This window comes from Methylobacterium platani, from assembly GCF_001653715.1.
GTDB lineage: Bacteria > Pseudomonadota > Alphaproteobacteria > Rhizobiales > Beijerinckiaceae > Methylobacterium > Methylobacterium platani.
In genome coordinates, this window is record NZ_LWHQ01000007.1 from 68,464 (window position 1) to 85,361 (window position 16,898).

Consider the following 16,898-nt stretch of genomic DNA (forward strand, 5'->3'; position numbering starts at 1 on the left):
GCAACAAAGCGTCGCGGCGTTCGACCTTCGTCCGGTCCTGGCACGCGAATCGCTCCGCCCGGGGCAGCGCGCGCGCCTCTCCGGCCCCGGCCCCGCGCTGCCCTGCGTCGCGAGCGGCCGGTGGAGGTAGCATGGCGGATTTTCTCACCGTCGCCCTGGTCTGCGCCGGCACCCTGGCGGCGCCGGACTGCTCCCGCGACACCGCGCTCGACGTCGCGGTCGCCCCCGCGCCGACGCCGATGGCCTGCCTGATGCAGGGCGAGACCCTGGCGGCCAGCAGCGGCCTTCTTCGCGGGAGCGAGACCTACCTGAAGGTCGCCTGCGAGCGCCGCCGCACCGCGGCGCTTCGTCCGGCGGCGGAGGCGCAGTAGGTCCGGCGTCGGTTTGGGGATGGATGGAACGGCCGCGCCGGTCTAAGGCCTCCCTCCCGTTGCGCTCGGGCCCGCGCGAGCCCACTTGCCGGTGGTCATTCGCCCGGTGGTCATTCGCCCGGTGGCTCGACCCGCACGGTGTCCGCAGCCGCCTGCGCGCCGAGAGGAGCCTCGCCCCCGCCCCATGCAGATCGAAGCCGTTCCGCCGCAGACCCACCTGCCGCCCCTCGCCAAGCTCGCCCTCGAGCTGGGTCCCCTCGGGGTGTTCTTCCTCGGCAACGCCTATGCCGACCGGTTCGGCTTCGCCGCCGACCAGCGCCTGTTCGTGGCGACCGGGCTGTTCATCGCCGCGACCCTGGCGGCGCTCGCGATCCACTACGTCTGGGTGCGGCGGCTGCCGATCATGCCGCTCGTCTCCGGCGTCGTCGTGGTGGTGTTCGGCGGCCTGACGCTGCTCCTGCGCGACGAGGTGTTCATCAAGCTCAAGCCCACCATCGTGAACAGCCTGTTCGGCGCGGTGCTGCTCGGCGGGCTCGCCTTCGGCCGGCCGCTGCTCGCCCTGGTGCTCGACAGCGTGTTCGACCTCACCCAGGAGGGCTGGCGCAAGCTCACCTTCCGCTGGGGGCTTTTCTTCTTCTTCCTCGCCGGCGTGAACGAGGTGGTGTGGCGCACCCAGACCACCGATTTCTGGGTCAGCTTCAAGGTGTTCGGCATCATGCCGCTCACCATCGCCTTCGCGCTCGCCCAGACCCCGCTGCTCCTGCGCTACGAGCGCAAGAAGGACGAGACCGGACCCGGTCAAGCCTAGGGACGCGGTGCCGCAGGCGGAACGGGCGCGGGGCATCGACGATTCACCCCGTCATGATCCCCGCGCCTCCCGACCTCGCCGAGAAGGCCCTCCTGATCCACCGCCGCCTGTGCGGGGTCTACGGCTGCCCGATCGCCTATTTCCACGATCTCGACCCGGTGAGCGAGCTGATCTCCTCGCTCCTGTCGCACCGCACCCGCAACGCCGAGTCCGGCCGCGCCTTCAAGGCGCTGCGGGCGCGCTTCGACGACTGGGACGCGCTGGTCGCGGCGCCGACCGCCGAGGTGCAGGACCTGATCGCCGGCGTCACCTGGCCGGAGCTGAAGGCGCCGCGGATCCAGGCGGTGCTGCGCGCGGTGCGGGAGCGCGCCGGGAGCCTCGACCTCGCCTTCCTCCGCGAGCTTCCGGTGCCGGAGGCGCGGGCCTGGCTCGAGGCGATCCCCGGCATCGGGCCGAAGACTAGCGCGGCGGTGCTGTCGTTCAGCGCGCTGCGAATGCCGGCGCTGCCGGTCGACAGCCACCACCACCGCGTCGCCCAGCGCACCGGGCTGATCGGCCCCAAGGTCGATGTCGGCCCGTCCCACGCGATCCTGCGGGCGCAGCTGCCGGCGGACTGGGACGCGCAGAAGCTCTACGACAACCACGAGGTCCTGATGCTGCACGGGCAGCGCTGCTGCTTCCACCGCAACCCGGCCTGCGGGACATGCGCCGTGCTCGATCTGTGCCCCACCGGAAAGGCCCGGACGGGCGCGCGGGCGGCGCGGGAAACGGCCGCCCTCCACCCCTGATTCCAGGCCCTCGCCCCCTCTGCTTGACCCCCCTGCCGGAACGGTCCAGAACGCCGCGCCCGCGGGATTGCGACAGCCCCCGGCCAAGGGACGACGGACCCAGGGAACGACGATCACGATGCCCGCCTTCAAGGAACTGGTCTTCTCCGGCGTCCAGCCGACCGGCAACCTGCACCTCGGCAACTACCTCGGCGCGATCAAGCGCTTCGTCGCCATGCAGGCGCAGTTCGAGTGCCTGTACTGCGTCGTCGACCTGCACGCGATCACGGTCTGGCAGGATCCGGCCGAGCTGACGCGGCAGATCCGCGAGGTGACCGCGGCGTTCCTGGCCGCCGGCATCGATCCGGCCCGCTCGGTGGTGTTCAACCAGAGCCAGGTGCCGCAGCACGCCGAACTCGCCTGGATCTTCAACTGCGTCGCCCGCCTCGGCTGGCTCAACCGCATGACGCAGTTCAAGGAGAAGGCCGGCAAGGACCGCGAGAACGCCAGCGTCGGGCTCTACGACTACCCCGTGCTGATGGCCGCCGACATCCTGGCCTACCGCGCCACGCACGTGCCGGTGGGCGAGGACCAGAAGCAGCATCTCGAGCTGACCCGCGACATCGCCCAGAAGTTCAACAACGACTTCGCGGGCGCGATTCAAGAGCAGGGCCACGGCGAGGCGTTCTTCCCCATCACCGAGCCGCTGATCGGCGGGCCGGCCGCCCGGGTGATGTCCTTGCGCGACGGCACCAAGAAGATGTCGAAGTCGGACCCGTCCGACTATTCGCGCATCAACCTGACCGACGATTCCGACGGGATCGCCACGAAGGTGCGCAAGGCCAAGACCGACGCCGAGCCCCTCCCCTCCGAGACCGCCGGCCTCGAGAAGCGGCCGGAGGCCGACAATCTCGTTGGCATCTTCGCGGCGCTCAACGATGTCAGCCGCGAGGACGTGCTGCGCGAGTATGGCGGCGCCCAGTTCTCGGCCTTCAAGGGGGCGCTCGTCGACCTCGCGGTGGCCAAGCTCGGGCCGATCGGCGCCGAGATGAAGCGCCTCGTCGCCGATCCGGGCCACATCGACGCGGTGCTCGCCGACGGCGCCGCCCGCGCCGAGGCGATCGCCGCCCCGAACATCGCCGCCGTCAAGGACATCGTCGGGTTCGTGCGCCGGCGCTGAGCCCTCTCGCGCATCCGACACCCTCCGCGTCGTCGCGGGGCTCGCCGCAGGCGGGAACCCGGGACGACGCGGAGGGTATCCCTCGCCCGGCGCGCCGCTGACCCGCGGGCCGTACGACGCCTGATTCGATCAGATCGAGGACGGCGCGGTCGAGATCGTTCCGATGTCCTGTATCTGACAGTCGATCCCGGCACAGGGGGATACCGGCCCTGTGTCTCGCCACCAACTCGAACCCTGACGCGAAGCTTGTCTCGCGATTTCGCCGCCCACGTGCAGCCGCGCCAAGTCGTCCTCACATCTTGCCGCTGGCCTTCAACCGTGTCAGGCGGGTCACGGCCTGCTCGGCCGAATCATCCCGCTGCACATCCTGGGCCCATTCCTCGATCAGGGTCGGGCGGGAGCGCAGCCTTTGCCGCAACATGTCCATCTCGTCTCTCAAAATCGTGTTCCGGGATACCGATTGATGTTCGGAAGAGGGGGGTGATTTGCGGCGGCTCGACATGCCGGGCATGCTCTGACGGCGTCGTTAACGGATGGTAAATTTCTGTCAGAACCACACCGCCGACCGGACCCGCTCACCCGATGGTGATGATCGCCGCCTCCGGGCTTGAAGCGCGAGCCGCCGGACCGATAACCGGGGTCGGAACGACCAAACCCGGGAGGCTGTCCGCATGGCGATCCAGGCCCTCATCTTCGACGTCTTCGGCACCCTGCTCGACTGGCACGGCGGCGTCGCCCGGGAGGCCGGCCGGCTCCTGGCCCCGTTCCGGCCCGATCTCGACGGCGGCGCCTTCGCGCGGGCCTGGCGCGACCGCTACCAGCCCGGCATGGAGCCGATCCGCCAGGGCGCCCGCAGCTACACCGACCTCGACACCCTGCATGCCGAGAGCCTGGAGGGCGTGCTCGCCGGCCTGAACCTCGCCGAGGCGGTGCCCGCCGGGATCCGGCACGAACTGGTCCTCGCCTGGCACCGCCTCGACGCCTGGCCCGAGGTGCCGGACGCGCTCGCGCGCCTTCGCGAGAAATACCTGCTCGCGCCCTGCTCCAACGCGCATGTGCGGCTCGCCATCGCGCATGCCCGCCGCAACCGCCTGCCCTGGGACACGGTGCTCGGGGCCGAGATCGCCCAGGACTACAAGCCGAAGCCCGCCGTGTACCTGCGCGCCGTCGAGGCCCTGCGGCTCGAGCCGGCGGAGGTGATGATGGTGGCGGCCCATTCCTCCGACCTCGCGGCGGCGGCCGCCTGCGGCCTTGCCACCGCCCACGTCGCCCGCCCCGGCGAGAGCGGCCCGGGCACCGGCGAGCCGGCGCCGCTGGTGCCGGTGGACGTTGCGGCCTCGGATCTGGCGGATCTGGCGCGTCAGCTCGGCTGCTGACAGGAAAAAGGCCCGCCTCCCGGAGGAGACGGGCCCTGACGACACTGTCGCGGGTCCTCAGTTCAGCAGGGCATGCGCCGGCCGCCGCTCGTCCGGCGAGACCGACTGGTCGCCGATGAACAGGCCGGCGGGGCCGAGGCGCACCGGCACCGTCTCGCCGTCGTGGACCCGGCCGGCCAGGATCTGCTCGGCGAGCGGATCCTGCACCGCCTTCTGGATCACGCGCTTCAGCGGGCGCGCGCCGTAGGCCGAGTCGTAGCCCTTGTCGGCGAGCCAGGCGCGGGCGTCGGGCTCGACGTCGAGGGTGATCTTGCGGTCGTCGAGCAGCCGGGCGAGGCGCCCGAGCTGGATGTCGACGATCGCGCCCATCTCCTGCCGCTGCAGGCGGTGGAACAGGATGATCTCGTCGACCCGGTTCAGGAATTCCGGCCGGAAGTGCGAGCGGACGACGGTCATCACGTCGTCGCGCACCACGTCGGTGTCCTGGCCCTCCGGCTGGTTGACGAGGTACTCCGAACCGAGGTTCGACGTCATGACGATCAGCGTGTTGCGGAAGTCGACCGTCCGCCCCTGCCCGTCGGTGAGCCTGCCGTCGTCGAGGACCTGCAGCAGGACGTTGAACACGTCCGGATGCGCCTTCTCGACCTCGTCGAACAGCACGACCTGGTAGGGCCGGCGCCGCACGGCCTCGGTCAGCGCCCCGCCCTCCTCGTAGCCGACATAGCCCGGGGGCGCGCCGATCAGGCGGGCCACCGCGTGCTTCTCCATGTACTCGGACATGTCGATGCGCACGAGGGCGGTGTCGTCGTCGAACAGGAAGCCGGCGAGCGCCTTGGTCAGCTCGGTCTTGCCGACGCCGGTGGGGCCGAGGAACATGAACGAGCCGATCGGCCGGTGCGGATCCTGGAGCCCGGCGCGGGCACGCCGCACGGCGGTCGCCACCGCCACCACCGCCTCGTGCTGGCCGACGACGCGCTTTCCGAGCGCCGCCTCCATCCCGAGCAGCTTCTCGCGCTCGCCCTCCAGCATCTTGTCGACCGGCACGCCGGTCCAGCGCGAGACGACCCCGGCGATGTGGCTCGGCGTCACCGCCTCCTCCATCATGCCGGACCCGTTGCCGCGCGAGCCGTCGGTCCCGCGGGCCTCGATCTCGGCGAGTTCCCGCTCGAGCCCCGGGATGATGCCGTAGGCGAGTTCGCCCGCCTTCTGGTACTGGCCCTGGCGCTGCGCCGCCGCGAGGTCGTTCCGCGCCTCGTCGAGCTTCTTCTTCAGCTCGGCCGCCCGGCCGAGCTTGTCCTTCTCGGCCTTCCAGCGCGCGGTGATCGCGGCCGACTGCTCCTCGAGGTCGCCGAGTTCCTTCTCCAGCCGCACCAGCCGGTCACGGGAGGCGGAATCGGTCTCCTTCTTCAGCGCCTCGGCCTCGATCTTCAGCCGCACGATCTCGCGATCGATGCTGTCGAGCTCCTCGGGCTTCGAATCGACCTGCATGCGCAGGCGCGAGCCCGCCTCGTCGACGAGGTCGATGGCCTTGTCGGGCAGGAAGCGGTCGGTGATGTAGCGGTTCGACAGGGTCGCGGCCGCCACCAGCGCCGAGTCCTGGATCCGCACGCCGTGATGCTGCTCGTACTTCTCCTTGATGCCGCGCAGGATCGAGACCGTGTCCTCGACGGTCGGCTCCGAGACGAAGACCGGCTGGAAGCGCCGGGCGAGCGCGGCGTCCTTCTCGACGTGCTTGCGGTACTCGTCGAGCGTAGTCGCGCCGACGCAGTGCAGCTCGCCGCGGGCGAGCGCGGGCTTCAAGAGGTTCGAGGCGTCCATCGCCCCGTCCGCCTTGCCGGCACCGACCAGCGTGTGCATCTCGTCGATGAACAGGATGATCTGGCCTTCCGCGGCCGTGACCTCGGAGAGCACGCCTTTCAGCCGCTCCTCGAACTCGCCGCGATACTTCGCGCCGGCGATCAGCGCGCCCATGTCGAGGGCGAGGAGCTGCTTCTCGCGAAGCGATTCCGGCACGTCGCCGTTGACGATGCGCAGCGCGAGCCCCTCGACGATGGCCGTCTTGCCGACGCCGGGCTCGCCGATGAGGACCGGGTTGTTCTTGGTGCGCCGCGACAGCACCTGGATGGTACGGCGGATCTCTTCGTCGCGGCCGATCACCGGGTCGAGCTTGCCGTCGCGGGCCGCCTCGGTGAGGTCGCGGGCATATTTCTTCAGCGCGTCGTAGGCGTTCTCGGCCGTCGCGTTGTCGGCGGTGCGGCCCTTGCGCAAAGCGTTGATGGCGCCGTTGAGCGAGGCCGCGGTGACGCCGGCCTGCCCGAGGATCTTGCCCGCCTCGGAATCCTTCTCGACCGCGAGCGCCAGCAGCAGGCGCTCCACGGTGACGTAGGAATCGCCCGCCTTCTCGGCGGCTTTCTCCGCGGTGTCGAACAGGCGCATCAGCTCGCGGGTCGCCTGCGGCTGCGAGGCGCCGCCCGAGACCTTCGGCTGCTTGGCCAGCCACGCCTCCGTCTGCGCCAGCGCGACGCGCGACTGGCCGCCCGCTCGGTCGATCAGGCCCGCGCACAGGCCCTCGGGATCGTCGAGCAGCACCTTCAGGACATGGGCGGGGCCGAGCTGCGGATGCCCCTCGCGCAGGGCCAGCGACTGGGCCGCCTGCACGAAGCCCCGCGCCCGCTCGGTGTACTTTTCGAAGTTCATGCGTTCGCTCCTCCTCGGCCGATCCTCCCGCCCTCCTGCGAGGCTACGGGGGACCGAAAGGTTTCGCCCTCGCGCAGTCGGTGGCGCGCCGGGCGCCGGCCCTTCCAGGAAGCTGCCGGCCCTTCCCATGTGGTGTGACATATCGGTAACACAAGGGGGCGGCACCGCGATTTCCCGGGCGCGAGGCATGCGGTTCGCGGAGGGCTTCGGCGGGGGGACTCTGGGCGAAGAAGGGGGCTCTGGTCGAGGAAGGGGACTCTGGTCGAGGACTTGGCGGCCCGCGCCCGGACGCGATGGTCGGCAGCCCCGAATTCCGCTACCGAGACGGCATGACGATTGCCGCCCTCACCGTCGCCGCCCTCCACCGCTACCCCGTCAAGGGGCTCTCGCCCGAGCCGCTGGCGACGGCCGCGCTCGCCGCGGGCGGCTACTTTCCGGGCGACCGGTTGTTCGCGGTCGAGAACGGCCCGAGCGGCTTCGATCCGGCGGCGCCGGTGCATCAGCCCAAGATCAAGTACCTGATGCTGATGCGCAACGAGGCCCTGGCCCGCCTCTCCACGACCTACGACGATGCGACCGGCGTGCTGACGATCCGCGAGGGCGACCGCGAGGCGGCGCGCGGCGACCTCGGCACGAGGGAGGGACGGCTCGCCGTAGAGGCGTTCTTCCGCCGCTATCTCCCGAAGGAACTGCGCGGCCCGCCGAAGGTGCTGGCGGCGGGCGAGGGCTACCGCTTCACCGATTCACCGCGCGGCTACGTCTCGCTCATCAACCTGGCGAGCGTGGCGGCGGTCGAGGACATGGTCGGGGCGGCGGTGGACCCGTTGCGCTTTCGCGGCAACCTGCACGTCACCGGCCTGCCCGCCTTCGCCGAGTTCGATCTCGTCGGCTCGGACCTCGTCACCGATGCGGGCCTGCGCCTGAAGGTGACGAAGCGCATCGTGCGCTGCGCCGCCACCAACGTCGATCCCGTGACGGGGGAGCGCGACCTCGCGATCCCGGAGGCCCTGCAAAGAAATCTCGGCCATGCCGATTGCGGCATCTACGCCGAGGTCGTCGCGCCGGGCGAGGTGCGGGCGGGGGATGTGTTGCGGGCGAGCTGACGCTTCGCCCGTCGCTCACCTCTTCGACGGCAGCCAGTCCGGCTCCGGCTCCTGGCGCGGCAGCACCGCCGCCACCTCGTCGAGGTCGACCGTGTAGCTGTCGGTGAGCAGGCGCCAGAGATCCTGGCGGCTGGCGGCACGGTGGCTCAGCGACGAGACCGTCGCGGCGAGCAGCGAGGGGTTGGTGAGGGCGGGGCGCGGCAGGAGCGAATCGGCGAGGCGCATCGTTGCAAGATCCGGTGGACCGTCCACAGGATGCGCGGATCGTGGTTAACCGGGGGTAAAGCGGAGCGACGAGGGGGCCGGCCTCCGGCGCCGTCATCGCACCGTCGCGAGCGCCCAGCAGAAGCCGGTGACCCTGCGGGGTGCGGCGCATCGCGTCGGACGGCCGGTGATCTCGCCGCTCGCGAGATTTCGGTGTGACAGGCCGCGCGATGATGCTTAGAACCCCGCGCCGACCCCGGCCGCGCGCCGCGGCCCGACCCTGCGAGAGGAACCCCGCCACGATGAGCGATTCCGGAGCGGACAAGCTGCCCAACGTGCACGTGCGGGCCGAGGTCCTGGTGCAGGCGCTGCCGCACATGCAGCGCTACGACGAGGAGATCGTCGTCATCAAGTACGGCGGCCACGCCATGGGCGACCGCGCCGCGGCGGAGGACTTCGCCGAGGACATCGTGCTGCTCGAGCAATCGGGCCTCAAGCCCGTGGTGGTCCATGGCGGCGGGCCGCAGATCGGCCGCATGCTCGACCGGCTCGGCATCAAGTCCGAGTTCCGCGAGGGCCTGCGCGTCACCGACGAGGCCACCGTCGAGGTCGTCGAGATGGTGCTCGCCGGCTCGATCAACAAGCAGATCGTCGGCTGGATCTCGGCCGAGGGCGGCAAGGCGATCGGCCTGTGCGGCAAGGACGGCAACATGGTGCGGGCGCGCCGCGCCGCCCGCACGGTGGTCGATCCCGATTCCCACATCGAGCGCCACATCGATCTCGGCCTCGTCGGCGAGCCCGAGCACGTCGACCGCACGGTCCTCGACGCGGTGCTGAAGGCCGAGCTGATCCCGGTCCTCGCCCCCGTGGCGGTCGGCGCCGACAACCAGACCTACAACGTCAACGCCGACACCTTCGCGGGCGCGATTGCCGGGGCGATGCGGGCCAAGCGCCTCCTGCTGCTCACCGACGTGCCGGGCGTGCTCGACAAGAACAAGAAGCTGATCCCGGAACTGTCGATCGAGGATTGCCGCCGGCTGATCGCCGACGGCACCATCACGGCCGGCATGATCCCGAAGATCGAAACCTGCATCTACGCCCTGGAGCAGGGCGTCGAGGCGGTGGTCATCCTCGACGGCAAGGTGCCGCACGCGGTGCTGCTCGAGCTGTTCACCGATTACGGCGCCGGCACGCTGATCCGCCGGTCGTGACGACACGCACCGGGCGGCCCGTGCTCGTAGCGCGGGCCTCGGGCCGCCCGGTGCGTCAGACCCTCCTTTCATCTTCCCTTCCGGCCGCCCTCGCTTATCTTGGGCGTCCGGGGCCGTGGGGCCCCCGTCGCCGGAACGTCCCTTGCTCCTGCCAGGCGAGAGCCATCTCACCGCGCCCGAGGCCCGCGGCTTCTCGGGGATCGACACCTGGGTGTTCGACCTCGACAACACGCTCTATCCCCACGACGCCCGCGTCTGGCCGCAGGTCGACGAGCGCATCACCCTCTACGTGATGAACCTGTTCGGGCTCGACGGCATCTCCGCCCGGGCGCTGCAGAAGTACTTCTACCACCGCTACGGCACGACGCTCCGCGCGCTGATGGCCGAGTGGAAGATCGACCCCTACGAGTTCCTCGACTTCGCCCACGACATCGACCATTCGAGCATCGCGCTCAACCCGGATCTCGGGCTGGCGATCGAGGGGCTGCCCGGCCGCAAGCTGATCCTCACCAACGGCTCGCGCCGCCACGCCGAGAACGTGGCGCGGAAGCTCGGCATCCTCGATCATTTCGAGGACGTGTTCGACATCGCGGCGGCCGACTTCGTGCCCAAGCCCGAGCGCTCGGCCTACGAGAAGTTCCTGGACCGCCACGGCGTCGATCCGACCCGCTCGGCCCTGTTCGAGGACATCGCCAAGAACCTTGTCGTCCCGCACGACCTCGGCATGGCGACGGTGCTGGTGGTGCCCCGCACCATCGATCCGTTCCGCGAGAGCTTCGAGCAGGAGGCGGTGCGCGCCCCCCATATCGACCACATCACCAACGACCTCGCGGGCTTCCTGACCGACCGCGTCGCCCCGGCGGTGGCGGCGTGAGCCCGCCGGAGGAGCGCGACGCGCACGACCCCGCCGAGATCTGGGGCCGGCGCATCGGCCGCGGCCTCGGCGTCGCGGCCCTGGCCGTCCTGGCCTTCCTGCTCGGCCGGCAGCTGCACCTGTGGTGACCCCGCGCTCCGAGGCCCCGATGCCCGACACCGACTGGACCGGCCTGCGGGCCCCCGACCTCGCCGCCATCGAGGCCTTGGCCGAGGCCGCCTTCGCGCGGCTTCCCGAGGCGTTCCGGGCCCTGTGCGAGGGCGTGGTGATCCGGGTCGAGGAGTTTCCCGACGACGAGACCCTGGAGGAGATGGGCTGCGAGAGCGAGTTCGACCTGCTCGGGCTGTTCCGCGGTATCGGCCTCGCGCAAGGCGGCGGTGCCCCGAGCCTCGCCACCGGGCAGTTCCCCAACATGGTCTGGCTCTACCGCCGGCCCCTGCTCGATTACTGGGCCGAGCACGACGAGACCCTGGGCCACCTCGTCGCCCACGTGCTGGTGCACGAGATCGGCCACCATGTCGGGCTCTCGGACGACGACATGGCGGCGATCGAGGCGGCGGCCGAGGAGTGAGCCCGGCGCCCGCGGCGAACCCGCCGGGGCATGAGGCCTCCACACCCGCGCGCGCCGGCCGGCCATCCGGGGCATAGTCCTGGCGAACTATGGCGACACCGGCTCGCATCGCCACGCCGTGTCGCTCTAAGCCGTTGATTTCGGCTTCCTATTCCGTCCGGAACCGGGCCCGGCCGATTCATATATGCTCGGGGGCAGTATAACAGTGATGCGATTGCCGGCGCACGGGCGCGATCCTATCGGGGGCAATAGATCCTCGCCCCCCTCGTCACCGTGAAACGAACATGTCCGCCGCCATCACCCTCGCTCCCATCCTCGTCGACACCGGCAGCACCGACAGCGAGGGCCGCCTGGCCTACCGCGACGGGCGCCTCATCGGCGTCCTGACCCTGCTCGACCCGGAGCTTCACGGCGAGCTGGGCGTCGGCCGGCACTGGTTCCTGGAGGCGGGGTTCGGGCGGGTCGCCGGCGAGCCGCGCCCGCCGACCTTCCCGACCCTCGACGCGGCCCGCCTGTGGCTCGACGGCCGGACCGCTCCGGTCACGCCGCACTGCGCGGCGGGAGGGCACTCGCCTTCGGCCGGCTGGTCCGGAACTGGCCCCGCTCCACGGCGATGAAGACCAGCACCACCACGGTGACGCTGGTGAACCACCAGCTCGCCGTGGTGCCGATGCCGAGGCAGGCGGAGGCGAAGGCGGTGGCGGCGGTCGCCATCGCGCCGGGGGTCAGCACCGGATGCTCGCGGCCGGAATGGCGGATGCCGCTCCACAGCACGAAGGCCGCCGCGAAGGCGCCGACGATGCCGAGCTCGTACCAGATCTCGAACAGCAGCGAGGCCGGGGCGTTGATCGGCAGCATGCCGATCACCTTGCCGCGCAGGGCCGTCTCGAGCCCGTGGCCGGTGATGAGGCGCAGCGGCTCGCCCGTCACCACCCGCTGCCAGGCCTTCAACGCCAGGATCGACGGGTGGAGCGGCCCGAGCAGCGGCGTCAGAACGGGGCGCAGGAGGAAGGGCAGGAGCGGCGCCAGCGCGACGAGGCCCGCCGCGGCTCCCGCCGTGACCCGCACGCCGAGCCCCTGGCGCCAGGCCGAGAGCGCGAAGGCGGCGGCCCCGAAGGCGAGGGCGAGCAGCGGCACCGGCCCGGGCGCCAGCACCAGCGCGAGCGCCACCACCACGGCGAGGCCGAGCGCCTCCATGTCGCGCCGGCGCGAGCGCAGCCAGGCGGCGGCGGGCCAGAGCAGCAGGGCGAGCAGCATCGCGCCGCGCTCGAGCGCGCTGTCGTCCTCGAAGCCGCCGCGCAGGGAAGCGCCGCTGAACAGCCCGAGCAGCACCGCTCCGATCGCCGCCGCCCCGACCCCGAGGGGCAGGAGGTAGAGGTTGGCCGAGCGCATCCGGTCCGGCAGGGCCAGGTAGCCGGCGACCGTCAGCGCCACCGTGGCGGCGAGGTTGAGCAGGCGCTCGCTCGCCGGGCCGGGAAACGGGGTCCAGACCAGGGAGAGGGCGCACCAGCCGAGCAGCAGGGCGCCGGCCAGGATCGCCCGGGCGCCGCCGAGGCGCGTGAGCCCCGCCCCGAGGGAGCGCTGGGCGCCGTCGAGGGCGGCCGCGATGATGAGCAGCACGATGCCGATCGGTGCCAGGATCACCACGCTGCGCCGCGACACCAGCGCGGTGACCGGGATCACCACCGTCAATCCGAAGAAGGCGAGGCGGCGCAGCAGCGCCGCCGCGTCGACGGCGGGATCGGGGGTGGGCGACGTCGCGCGCGGCATGGCGGCCAATCCGGATGACGGCGCCGAAACGGGGCCGTTCCCCCTCCTAGTCGAGAGGGCGGCCGTTTAGCTGTAGATGGGGCGCAACACTGAGGACGGGCGCGGCGCGGTCGGGCCCTCGAGGCATCGGCCGGAGGGCGGGCACCAGGTCGTTGCTCCCCTCGATCCGCAGCATCCGGACGTCGACCACCGCGGCCCGGACCCACGGGCATTCCTGCGCCACGTCCTGGATCGCCGGGACGCGGCGCACCGGGTCGACCTGAGAATTGCCGAAACAGACGGCGCTGCTGCCGGTCGAAGCCGTGGCGCTCCGGCACCCGGGCGATGTCCCGGCAGCCATTCTGCCAGGATGCCGTGTGATACTGGCGCCTCGGTATCGAGATCGAAGCGGATCGCGTATACCCGGCTCCCCCATGCCGGCCGGTCCGGAAGGTGGTTCGGCGCGAGAGCATGAGCGTTACGACCTCGCGGCAACCGGCGATTCGGGCGTCGGGATTTCATGGATCGTCGGCCGCCGCAGACCGCCCCGGGGCGCTCCGAGGCATATGCGGCGAAGCTTGTGCCGTCCCGCGGCCCGTGTGAGGCCGCCGGGATCAGGCGCCGAGCGCCGCCGCCACGTCCGCCTCGGTCACGTCGTCGAGGGCCTTCGCGACCTTGAAGGCGCGCGGGCGAGTGCCGGGCGCCATGACGAGGATCACCGTCTCGGTGCCCGGGCAGGCCGGGTCGGCGCAGACGATCTCGCTCACGGTCACCGTCACCTCCGGGCCGAGGCCGCCGAGGCGGCGGGCGAGGTCGGCCACCCGGGCCCGCGCGGCGGCGTCCGGCGACGCCCGCTTCCGGAAGGCGCCGAGGAGGCCCATCGTTAGCGCGGCAGGTCGAGGAGGCCGGCCTGGCCGTCGGCGCAGCCGAAGGCCAGGTGCTCGCCGCCGGGATGCCAGCTCATCGCCGTCACGGCGCTGCCCCGCACCGCCGGGCGCACCAGGAGCTCGGAGGCGTCGGTGAAGCGGATCAGCAGCACGCAGCCGTCCTCGTAGCCCGCCGCCAGGACCGGGGCCTTGGGGTGGAACGCCACCCGCGACACCCGGGCCGGGCGCACGCCGCATTCCCGCGGCGCCTTGCCGGTCGGGCCTTCCTTGGAGTCGAACGGCCACACGATGACGGCCTCCGCGCCGCTCGTCGCCAGCCAGTCGCCGTCCGACGACCAGGCGAAGGAGCGGACCTTGGCCGGGTAGCCGGTCATCCGCATGTGGCCGCGATCGGGCTGGAGGCGCCAGCCGTGCAGGGCGTTCTCCTGCATCGTGGTGATGACGAAGCGCCCGTCCGTCGACCAGGTCACGTCGATGTGCGAGCCCTTCCAGGTCAGGGCGTCGGGCGCCGTGTCGAGGTTCGGGTACCACAGGGTGGCGCCGCCGTAATGCGACACCGCGAGCCGGTAGCCCTTGGGCGCGAAGGCAAGGCCGCGGGCGGTCGAGGGCGCCTCGAAGGTCTTCTCGCGGCCCTTGGCGTCGCGGGCGACGACGCGCCTGCCCGCCGCATAGGCGACGCCGCCGTCGGGATGCAGCGCCAGCGCGTCGATCCAGGCGCCGCCCTTGGCCGCCGCGATCTCCTCGACGCCGCCCCCAGCCCGGATTGCGACGACCCGGCCGTCGTCGCCGCCGGTGACGAGCCGCTTGGCGTCGCCGGCCGCCACCAGGATGCCGGCCTCCGGATGGGCCTCGACCCGCGTGGTCGCGCCGTCCTCGGCGACGAGCAGCACCGCGCCGTCGCCGAGGGCGAGCGCCAGGGTCCGGCCGAGCCAGTGCGCGGCGATGACGTGGGCGCCGGCCGCGATCCCGGTGACCTGCTGCGTGAGGGAGGGGGCGGCGGTGGCGCTCATCGCTCTTCCTGTGAACCTCTTCAGTCGAGGGCGGGCCTGTCACACGGGGGCCCGGTGCGCAAGGGCCGGCATCTCGGGGCGGCGCCGGTTCCGGCCCCGGTTAACCGCCCGTCCCGCAGGGTTAAGGCTTCGCTCACCACACCGAGTCAATTTGACCGACCGGGCCCGAACACCGCCCCGCTTCCCGTGGTTCTTCCCTCGAACCGTCGCCGGAGCGCCCGGCGGCCCCGATCCTCCTGGAGCGAGTTGCGTCATGATCCAGTCTGCCTTTGCGGCGATGGTGCCGCCTGCCGCCCTTCCCTGGGGAACGGTGCTGGTGGTCGAGGACGAGGCGATGGTGTGCGAGATCGCCGCCGAGGCCCTGGCCGACGAGGGCTACCGGGTGCTCACCGCCGCCGACGCGGTCGAGGCCGGCCGCATCCTGCAGGCGGAGCGGATCGACATGCTGTTCACCGACATCGACCTCGCCCGCAACACCAACGGGGTGGCGCTGGCCCGCGACGCGCGGCGCCACTGCCCGCGCCTGCCGGTGGTCTACACCTCCGGCGGCCGCCACACCCTGCGCGAGGGCGAGGCGGTGACCGACTCGGTGTTCGTTCCCAAGCCGTACCGCCCGAGTCAGATCGTGGCGCTCGCCAACCGCATCCTCGGGCACTGACCCGCCCTCCCCCAACCCCGCCGGAGCCCCGACACCGATGCGCCCGCCCTTCGTCCTGACCGGCCTGATGGCCGTCCTCCTCGCCGGCCACGCCCTCACGGCCGGGGCCAAGGACGCCCCGGTTAGGGACGTGCCCGCCAAGGAAGCACCCGCCAAGGAGGCGCCGGTCGCCGCGGCGCCGAGCGCGGCCTGCGACATCGTCGGCCTCAAGCTCGAGGACGTGATCGCCCGGTCGCCCGCGCTGCAGAAGCCGGCCAACGAGCAGGCGGTGCGCGACCTGCGCACCCTGCGCGACGCCGCCGTGATCCTCGACGCCTACAAGCACCCGAAGGTCTGCGCGCAGGTTCTGACGGTCCTGCGCGGGCTGGCCGCCGACCCGGAGCGGGCGATCGACCAGGGCGGCGACACCGACGAGGAGAAGGCGGAGGCCGTCGAACAGGCCCGCAAGCCGAAGGCGCCCGAGGTCAAGCCCCTCGAATCCAAGCCTAACGAGGGCCGGTCGCCCGAGAGCAAGTCTCCCGAAGTGAAGGCGCCCGCCACCGCCCCCGAGCCGAAGAAATAGGTGAGGACGACGTGGAAACGGGGCTTGCCGGATGTTCCCGGCACCCCCGTCGACGATCGCGGTAACAGATTGGAATTCCTCTGAGTTTCGCGGGCGGCCTTGATCCGGCCCCCTCCTCTCGCTAGTTCGTCCATGCCGGCGGCCCGGGCTCCCGATCTTCGGGATCCCGGGCCGAAGCCGGCTTTGTCAGACGAACGGAAGCGGGAGCCGGGATGGCGTCGCGCCGTCGCCCCTGCGGGCGGCCGGCCCGCGCGCTGACGGCCGTGCCGCGCCCAGAGGAGTCGCCAGACGTGCTCACGCGAGGGTTCACCCGGTCCCGGGCCCGCATCGGCCGCATCGCCCCGGAGGCGGCCTCCTGCCTCGCTCTGTCGCTGGCGCTGCTCGCTCCCGTCGCGGCCAAGGCCGAGACCAAGCCGGCTGAAGTCAAGCAGGGCGAAGCGCCCGCTGCCGTCACCCCGGCCGCCGTGACCCAGGGGACCGGCGCCCCCTTGCGCGTCGAGCTGAACAAGCTCGAGACCGCCGGCGAGACCTGCAAGGCGGTGATGATGGTCGAGAACGGCAAGGGCGGCCCGATCCGGTCCCTGCGCCTCGACCTCTACGCCTTCGATCCGGACGGCGTGGTGCAGAAGCGCAGCGTGGTCGAGCTCGGCCCGGTCCCCGCCCGCAAGACGGCCCTGCGCCAGTTCGAGATCTCCCCCACCGCCTGCAACCAGGTCGGCCGGGTGCTGCTCAACGACGTGACGGCCTGCGAGGGCCAGGACCTGACCCGCGAAACCTGCCTCGAGCGCATCGAGCCGTCCTCCGCCAAGGGCGCCGCGCCGTTCGTGCGCTGACCGCCTCCTCCTTCCTCACCTCCCGGAGACCGCCGAG

At 71.7% G+C, this 16,898-nt stretch carries 20 protein-coding genes; 14 read left to right on the forward strand and 6 right to left on the reverse strand.

The features are described from left to right. The first annotated feature begins 131 nt into the window (after positions 1-131). The 4 genes from A5481_RS03110 (at position 132) to trpS (ending at position 3,126) form a co-directional block, all read left to right on the forward strand. Positions 132-371 (forward strand): hypothetical protein, encoded by a 240-nt coding sequence (locus A5481_RS03110; RefSeq protein WP_048436469.1) that lies wholly within the window; start codon positions 132-134, stop codon positions 369-371. Between the two features lie 184 nt (positions 372-555). Continuing rightward, positions 556-1,179 (forward strand): septation protein A, encoded by a 624-nt coding sequence (locus A5481_RS03115; protein WP_048436468.1) that lies wholly within the window; start codon positions 556-558, stop codon positions 1,177-1,179. A 53-nt stretch (positions 1,180-1,232) separates the two neighbouring features. Then, a complete protein-coding gene (locus A5481_RS03120) occupies positions 1,233-1,967 on the forward strand; it encodes an endonuclease III domain-containing protein (RefSeq protein ID WP_048436467.1) in 735 nt (244 codons plus the stop codon). Positions 1,968-2,085: 118 nt separating this feature from the next. Beyond that, on the forward strand, positions 2,086-3,126 hold the full coding sequence (gene trpS, locus A5481_RS03125) for a tryptophan--tRNA ligase (RefSeq protein WP_048436466.1): 1,041 nt from the start codon (positions 2,086-2,088) through the stop codon (positions 3,124-3,126). A 292-nt stretch (positions 3,127-3,418) separates the two neighbouring features. Here the strand turns inward: trpS and A5481_RS33235 are convergent, their stop codons facing one another. Continuing rightward, positions 3,419-3,637, reverse strand: a complete 219-nt coding sequence (locus tag A5481_RS33235) for a hypothetical protein (RefSeq protein ID WP_210179210.1) — start codon at positions 3,635-3,637, stop codon at positions 3,419-3,421. A gap of 160 nt (positions 3,638-3,797) precedes the next feature. On the opposite strand from A5481_RS33235, the gene A5481_RS03130 reads away from it, so the two are divergent. After that, the gene (locus tag A5481_RS03130; protein WP_048436465.1) at positions 3,798-4,502 is read left to right on the forward strand and encodes a haloacid dehalogenase type II; all 705 of its coding nucleotides are present in this window, start codon (positions 3,798-3,800) and stop codon (positions 4,500-4,502) included. Positions 4,503-4,559: 57 nt separating this feature from the next. On the opposite strand, the gene clpB is transcribed toward A5481_RS03130, so the two are convergent. Continuing rightward, complete coding sequence (gene clpB, locus A5481_RS03135; protein WP_048436464.1) at positions 4,560-7,199, reverse strand: ATP-dependent chaperone ClpB; 2,640 nt, start codon at positions 7,197-7,199, stop codon at positions 4,560-4,562. Positions 7,200-7,528: 329 nt separating this feature from the next. Between clpB and A5481_RS03140 the strand changes: the two genes are divergently transcribed. Next, the gene (locus A5481_RS03140) at positions 7,529-8,302 is read left to right on the forward strand and encodes an MOSC domain-containing protein (protein WP_048436494.1); all 774 of its coding nucleotides are present in this window, start codon (positions 7,529-7,531) and stop codon (positions 8,300-8,302) included. A 15-nt stretch (positions 8,303-8,317) separates the two neighbouring features. On the opposite strand, the gene A5481_RS03145 is transcribed toward A5481_RS03140, so the two are convergent. Further along, the gene (locus A5481_RS03145) at positions 8,318-8,527 is read right to left on the reverse strand and encodes a hypothetical protein (RefSeq protein WP_048436463.1); all 210 of its coding nucleotides are present in this window, start codon (positions 8,525-8,527) and stop codon (positions 8,318-8,320) included. Positions 8,528-8,808: 281 nt separating this feature from the next. Between A5481_RS03145 and argB the strand changes: the two genes are divergently transcribed. The 5 genes from argB (at position 8,809) to A5481_RS32120 (ending at position 11,779) form a co-directional block, all read left to right on the forward strand. Beyond that, entirely contained in the window at positions 8,809-9,717 is a 909-nt protein-coding gene (gene argB / locus A5481_RS03150) for an acetylglutamate kinase (protein ID WP_048436462.1), read from the forward strand. Positions 9,718-9,859: 142 nt separating this feature from the next. Next, complete coding sequence (locus tag A5481_RS03155; protein WP_048436461.1) at positions 9,860-10,591, forward strand: pyrimidine 5'-nucleotidase; 732 nt, start codon at positions 9,860-9,862, stop codon at positions 10,589-10,591. Then, positions 10,588-10,719 carry a hypothetical protein gene (locus tag A5481_RS35655; protein WP_280818901.1) on the forward strand — a complete coding sequence of 44 codons (132 nt, stop codon included), beginning with the start codon at positions 10,588-10,590 and terminating at the stop codon, positions 10,717-10,719. Before A5481_RS03155 ends, A5481_RS35655 begins: the two co-directional genes overlap by 4 nt. Positions 10,720-10,739: 20 nt before the next feature. Beyond that, on the forward strand, positions 10,740-11,162 hold the full coding sequence (locus A5481_RS03160) for a metallopeptidase family protein (protein WP_048436460.1): 423 nt from the start codon (positions 10,740-10,742) through the stop codon (positions 11,160-11,162). 284 nt (positions 11,163-11,446) lie between these two features. After that, entirely contained in the window at positions 11,447-11,779 is a 333-nt protein-coding gene (locus tag A5481_RS32120) for a hypothetical protein (protein ID WP_064503771.1), read from the forward strand. Here A5481_RS32120 and A5481_RS03170 read toward each other — a convergent pair. The 3 genes from A5481_RS03170 to A5481_RS03185 all read right to left on the reverse strand — a co-directional run bounded on the left by A5481_RS03170 (position 11,703) and on the right by A5481_RS03185 (position 14,808). Further along, on the reverse strand, positions 11,703-12,932 hold the full coding sequence (locus A5481_RS03170; RefSeq protein ID WP_048437574.1) for a hypothetical protein: 1,230 nt from the start codon (positions 12,930-12,932) through the stop codon (positions 11,703-11,705). The genes A5481_RS32120 and A5481_RS03170 overlap by 77 nt on opposite strands. A gap of 593 nt (positions 12,933-13,525) precedes the next feature. Then, the gene (locus A5481_RS03180; RefSeq protein WP_048437573.1) at positions 13,526-13,792 is read right to left on the reverse strand and encodes a hypothetical protein; all 267 of its coding nucleotides are present in this window, start codon (positions 13,790-13,792) and stop codon (positions 13,526-13,528) included. 2 nt (positions 13,793-13,794) lie between these two features. After that, positions 13,795-14,808, reverse strand: a complete 1,014-nt coding sequence (locus tag A5481_RS03185) for a WD40 repeat domain-containing protein (RefSeq protein WP_048437572.1) — start codon at positions 14,806-14,808, stop codon at positions 13,795-13,797. A gap of 253 nt (positions 14,809-15,061) precedes the next feature. Between A5481_RS03185 and A5481_RS03190 the strand changes: the two genes are divergently transcribed. From A5481_RS03190 to A5481_RS03200, 3 genes are all read left to right on the forward strand, one after another. Beyond that, positions 15,062-15,466 carry a response regulator gene (locus A5481_RS03190; RefSeq protein WP_064503772.1) on the forward strand — a complete coding sequence of 135 codons (405 nt, stop codon included), beginning with the start codon at positions 15,062-15,064 and terminating at the stop codon, positions 15,464-15,466. A 37-nt stretch (positions 15,467-15,503) separates the two neighbouring features. Beyond that, a complete protein-coding gene (locus A5481_RS34545; protein WP_197514131.1) occupies positions 15,504-16,028 on the forward strand; it encodes a photosystem reaction center subunit H in 525 nt (174 codons plus the stop codon). A gap of 290 nt (positions 16,029-16,318) precedes the next feature. Further along, entirely contained in the window at positions 16,319-16,861 is a 543-nt protein-coding gene (locus A5481_RS03200) for a hypothetical protein (protein WP_048437724.1), read from the forward strand. The last annotated feature ends 37 nt before the right edge of the window (positions 16,862-16,898 follow it).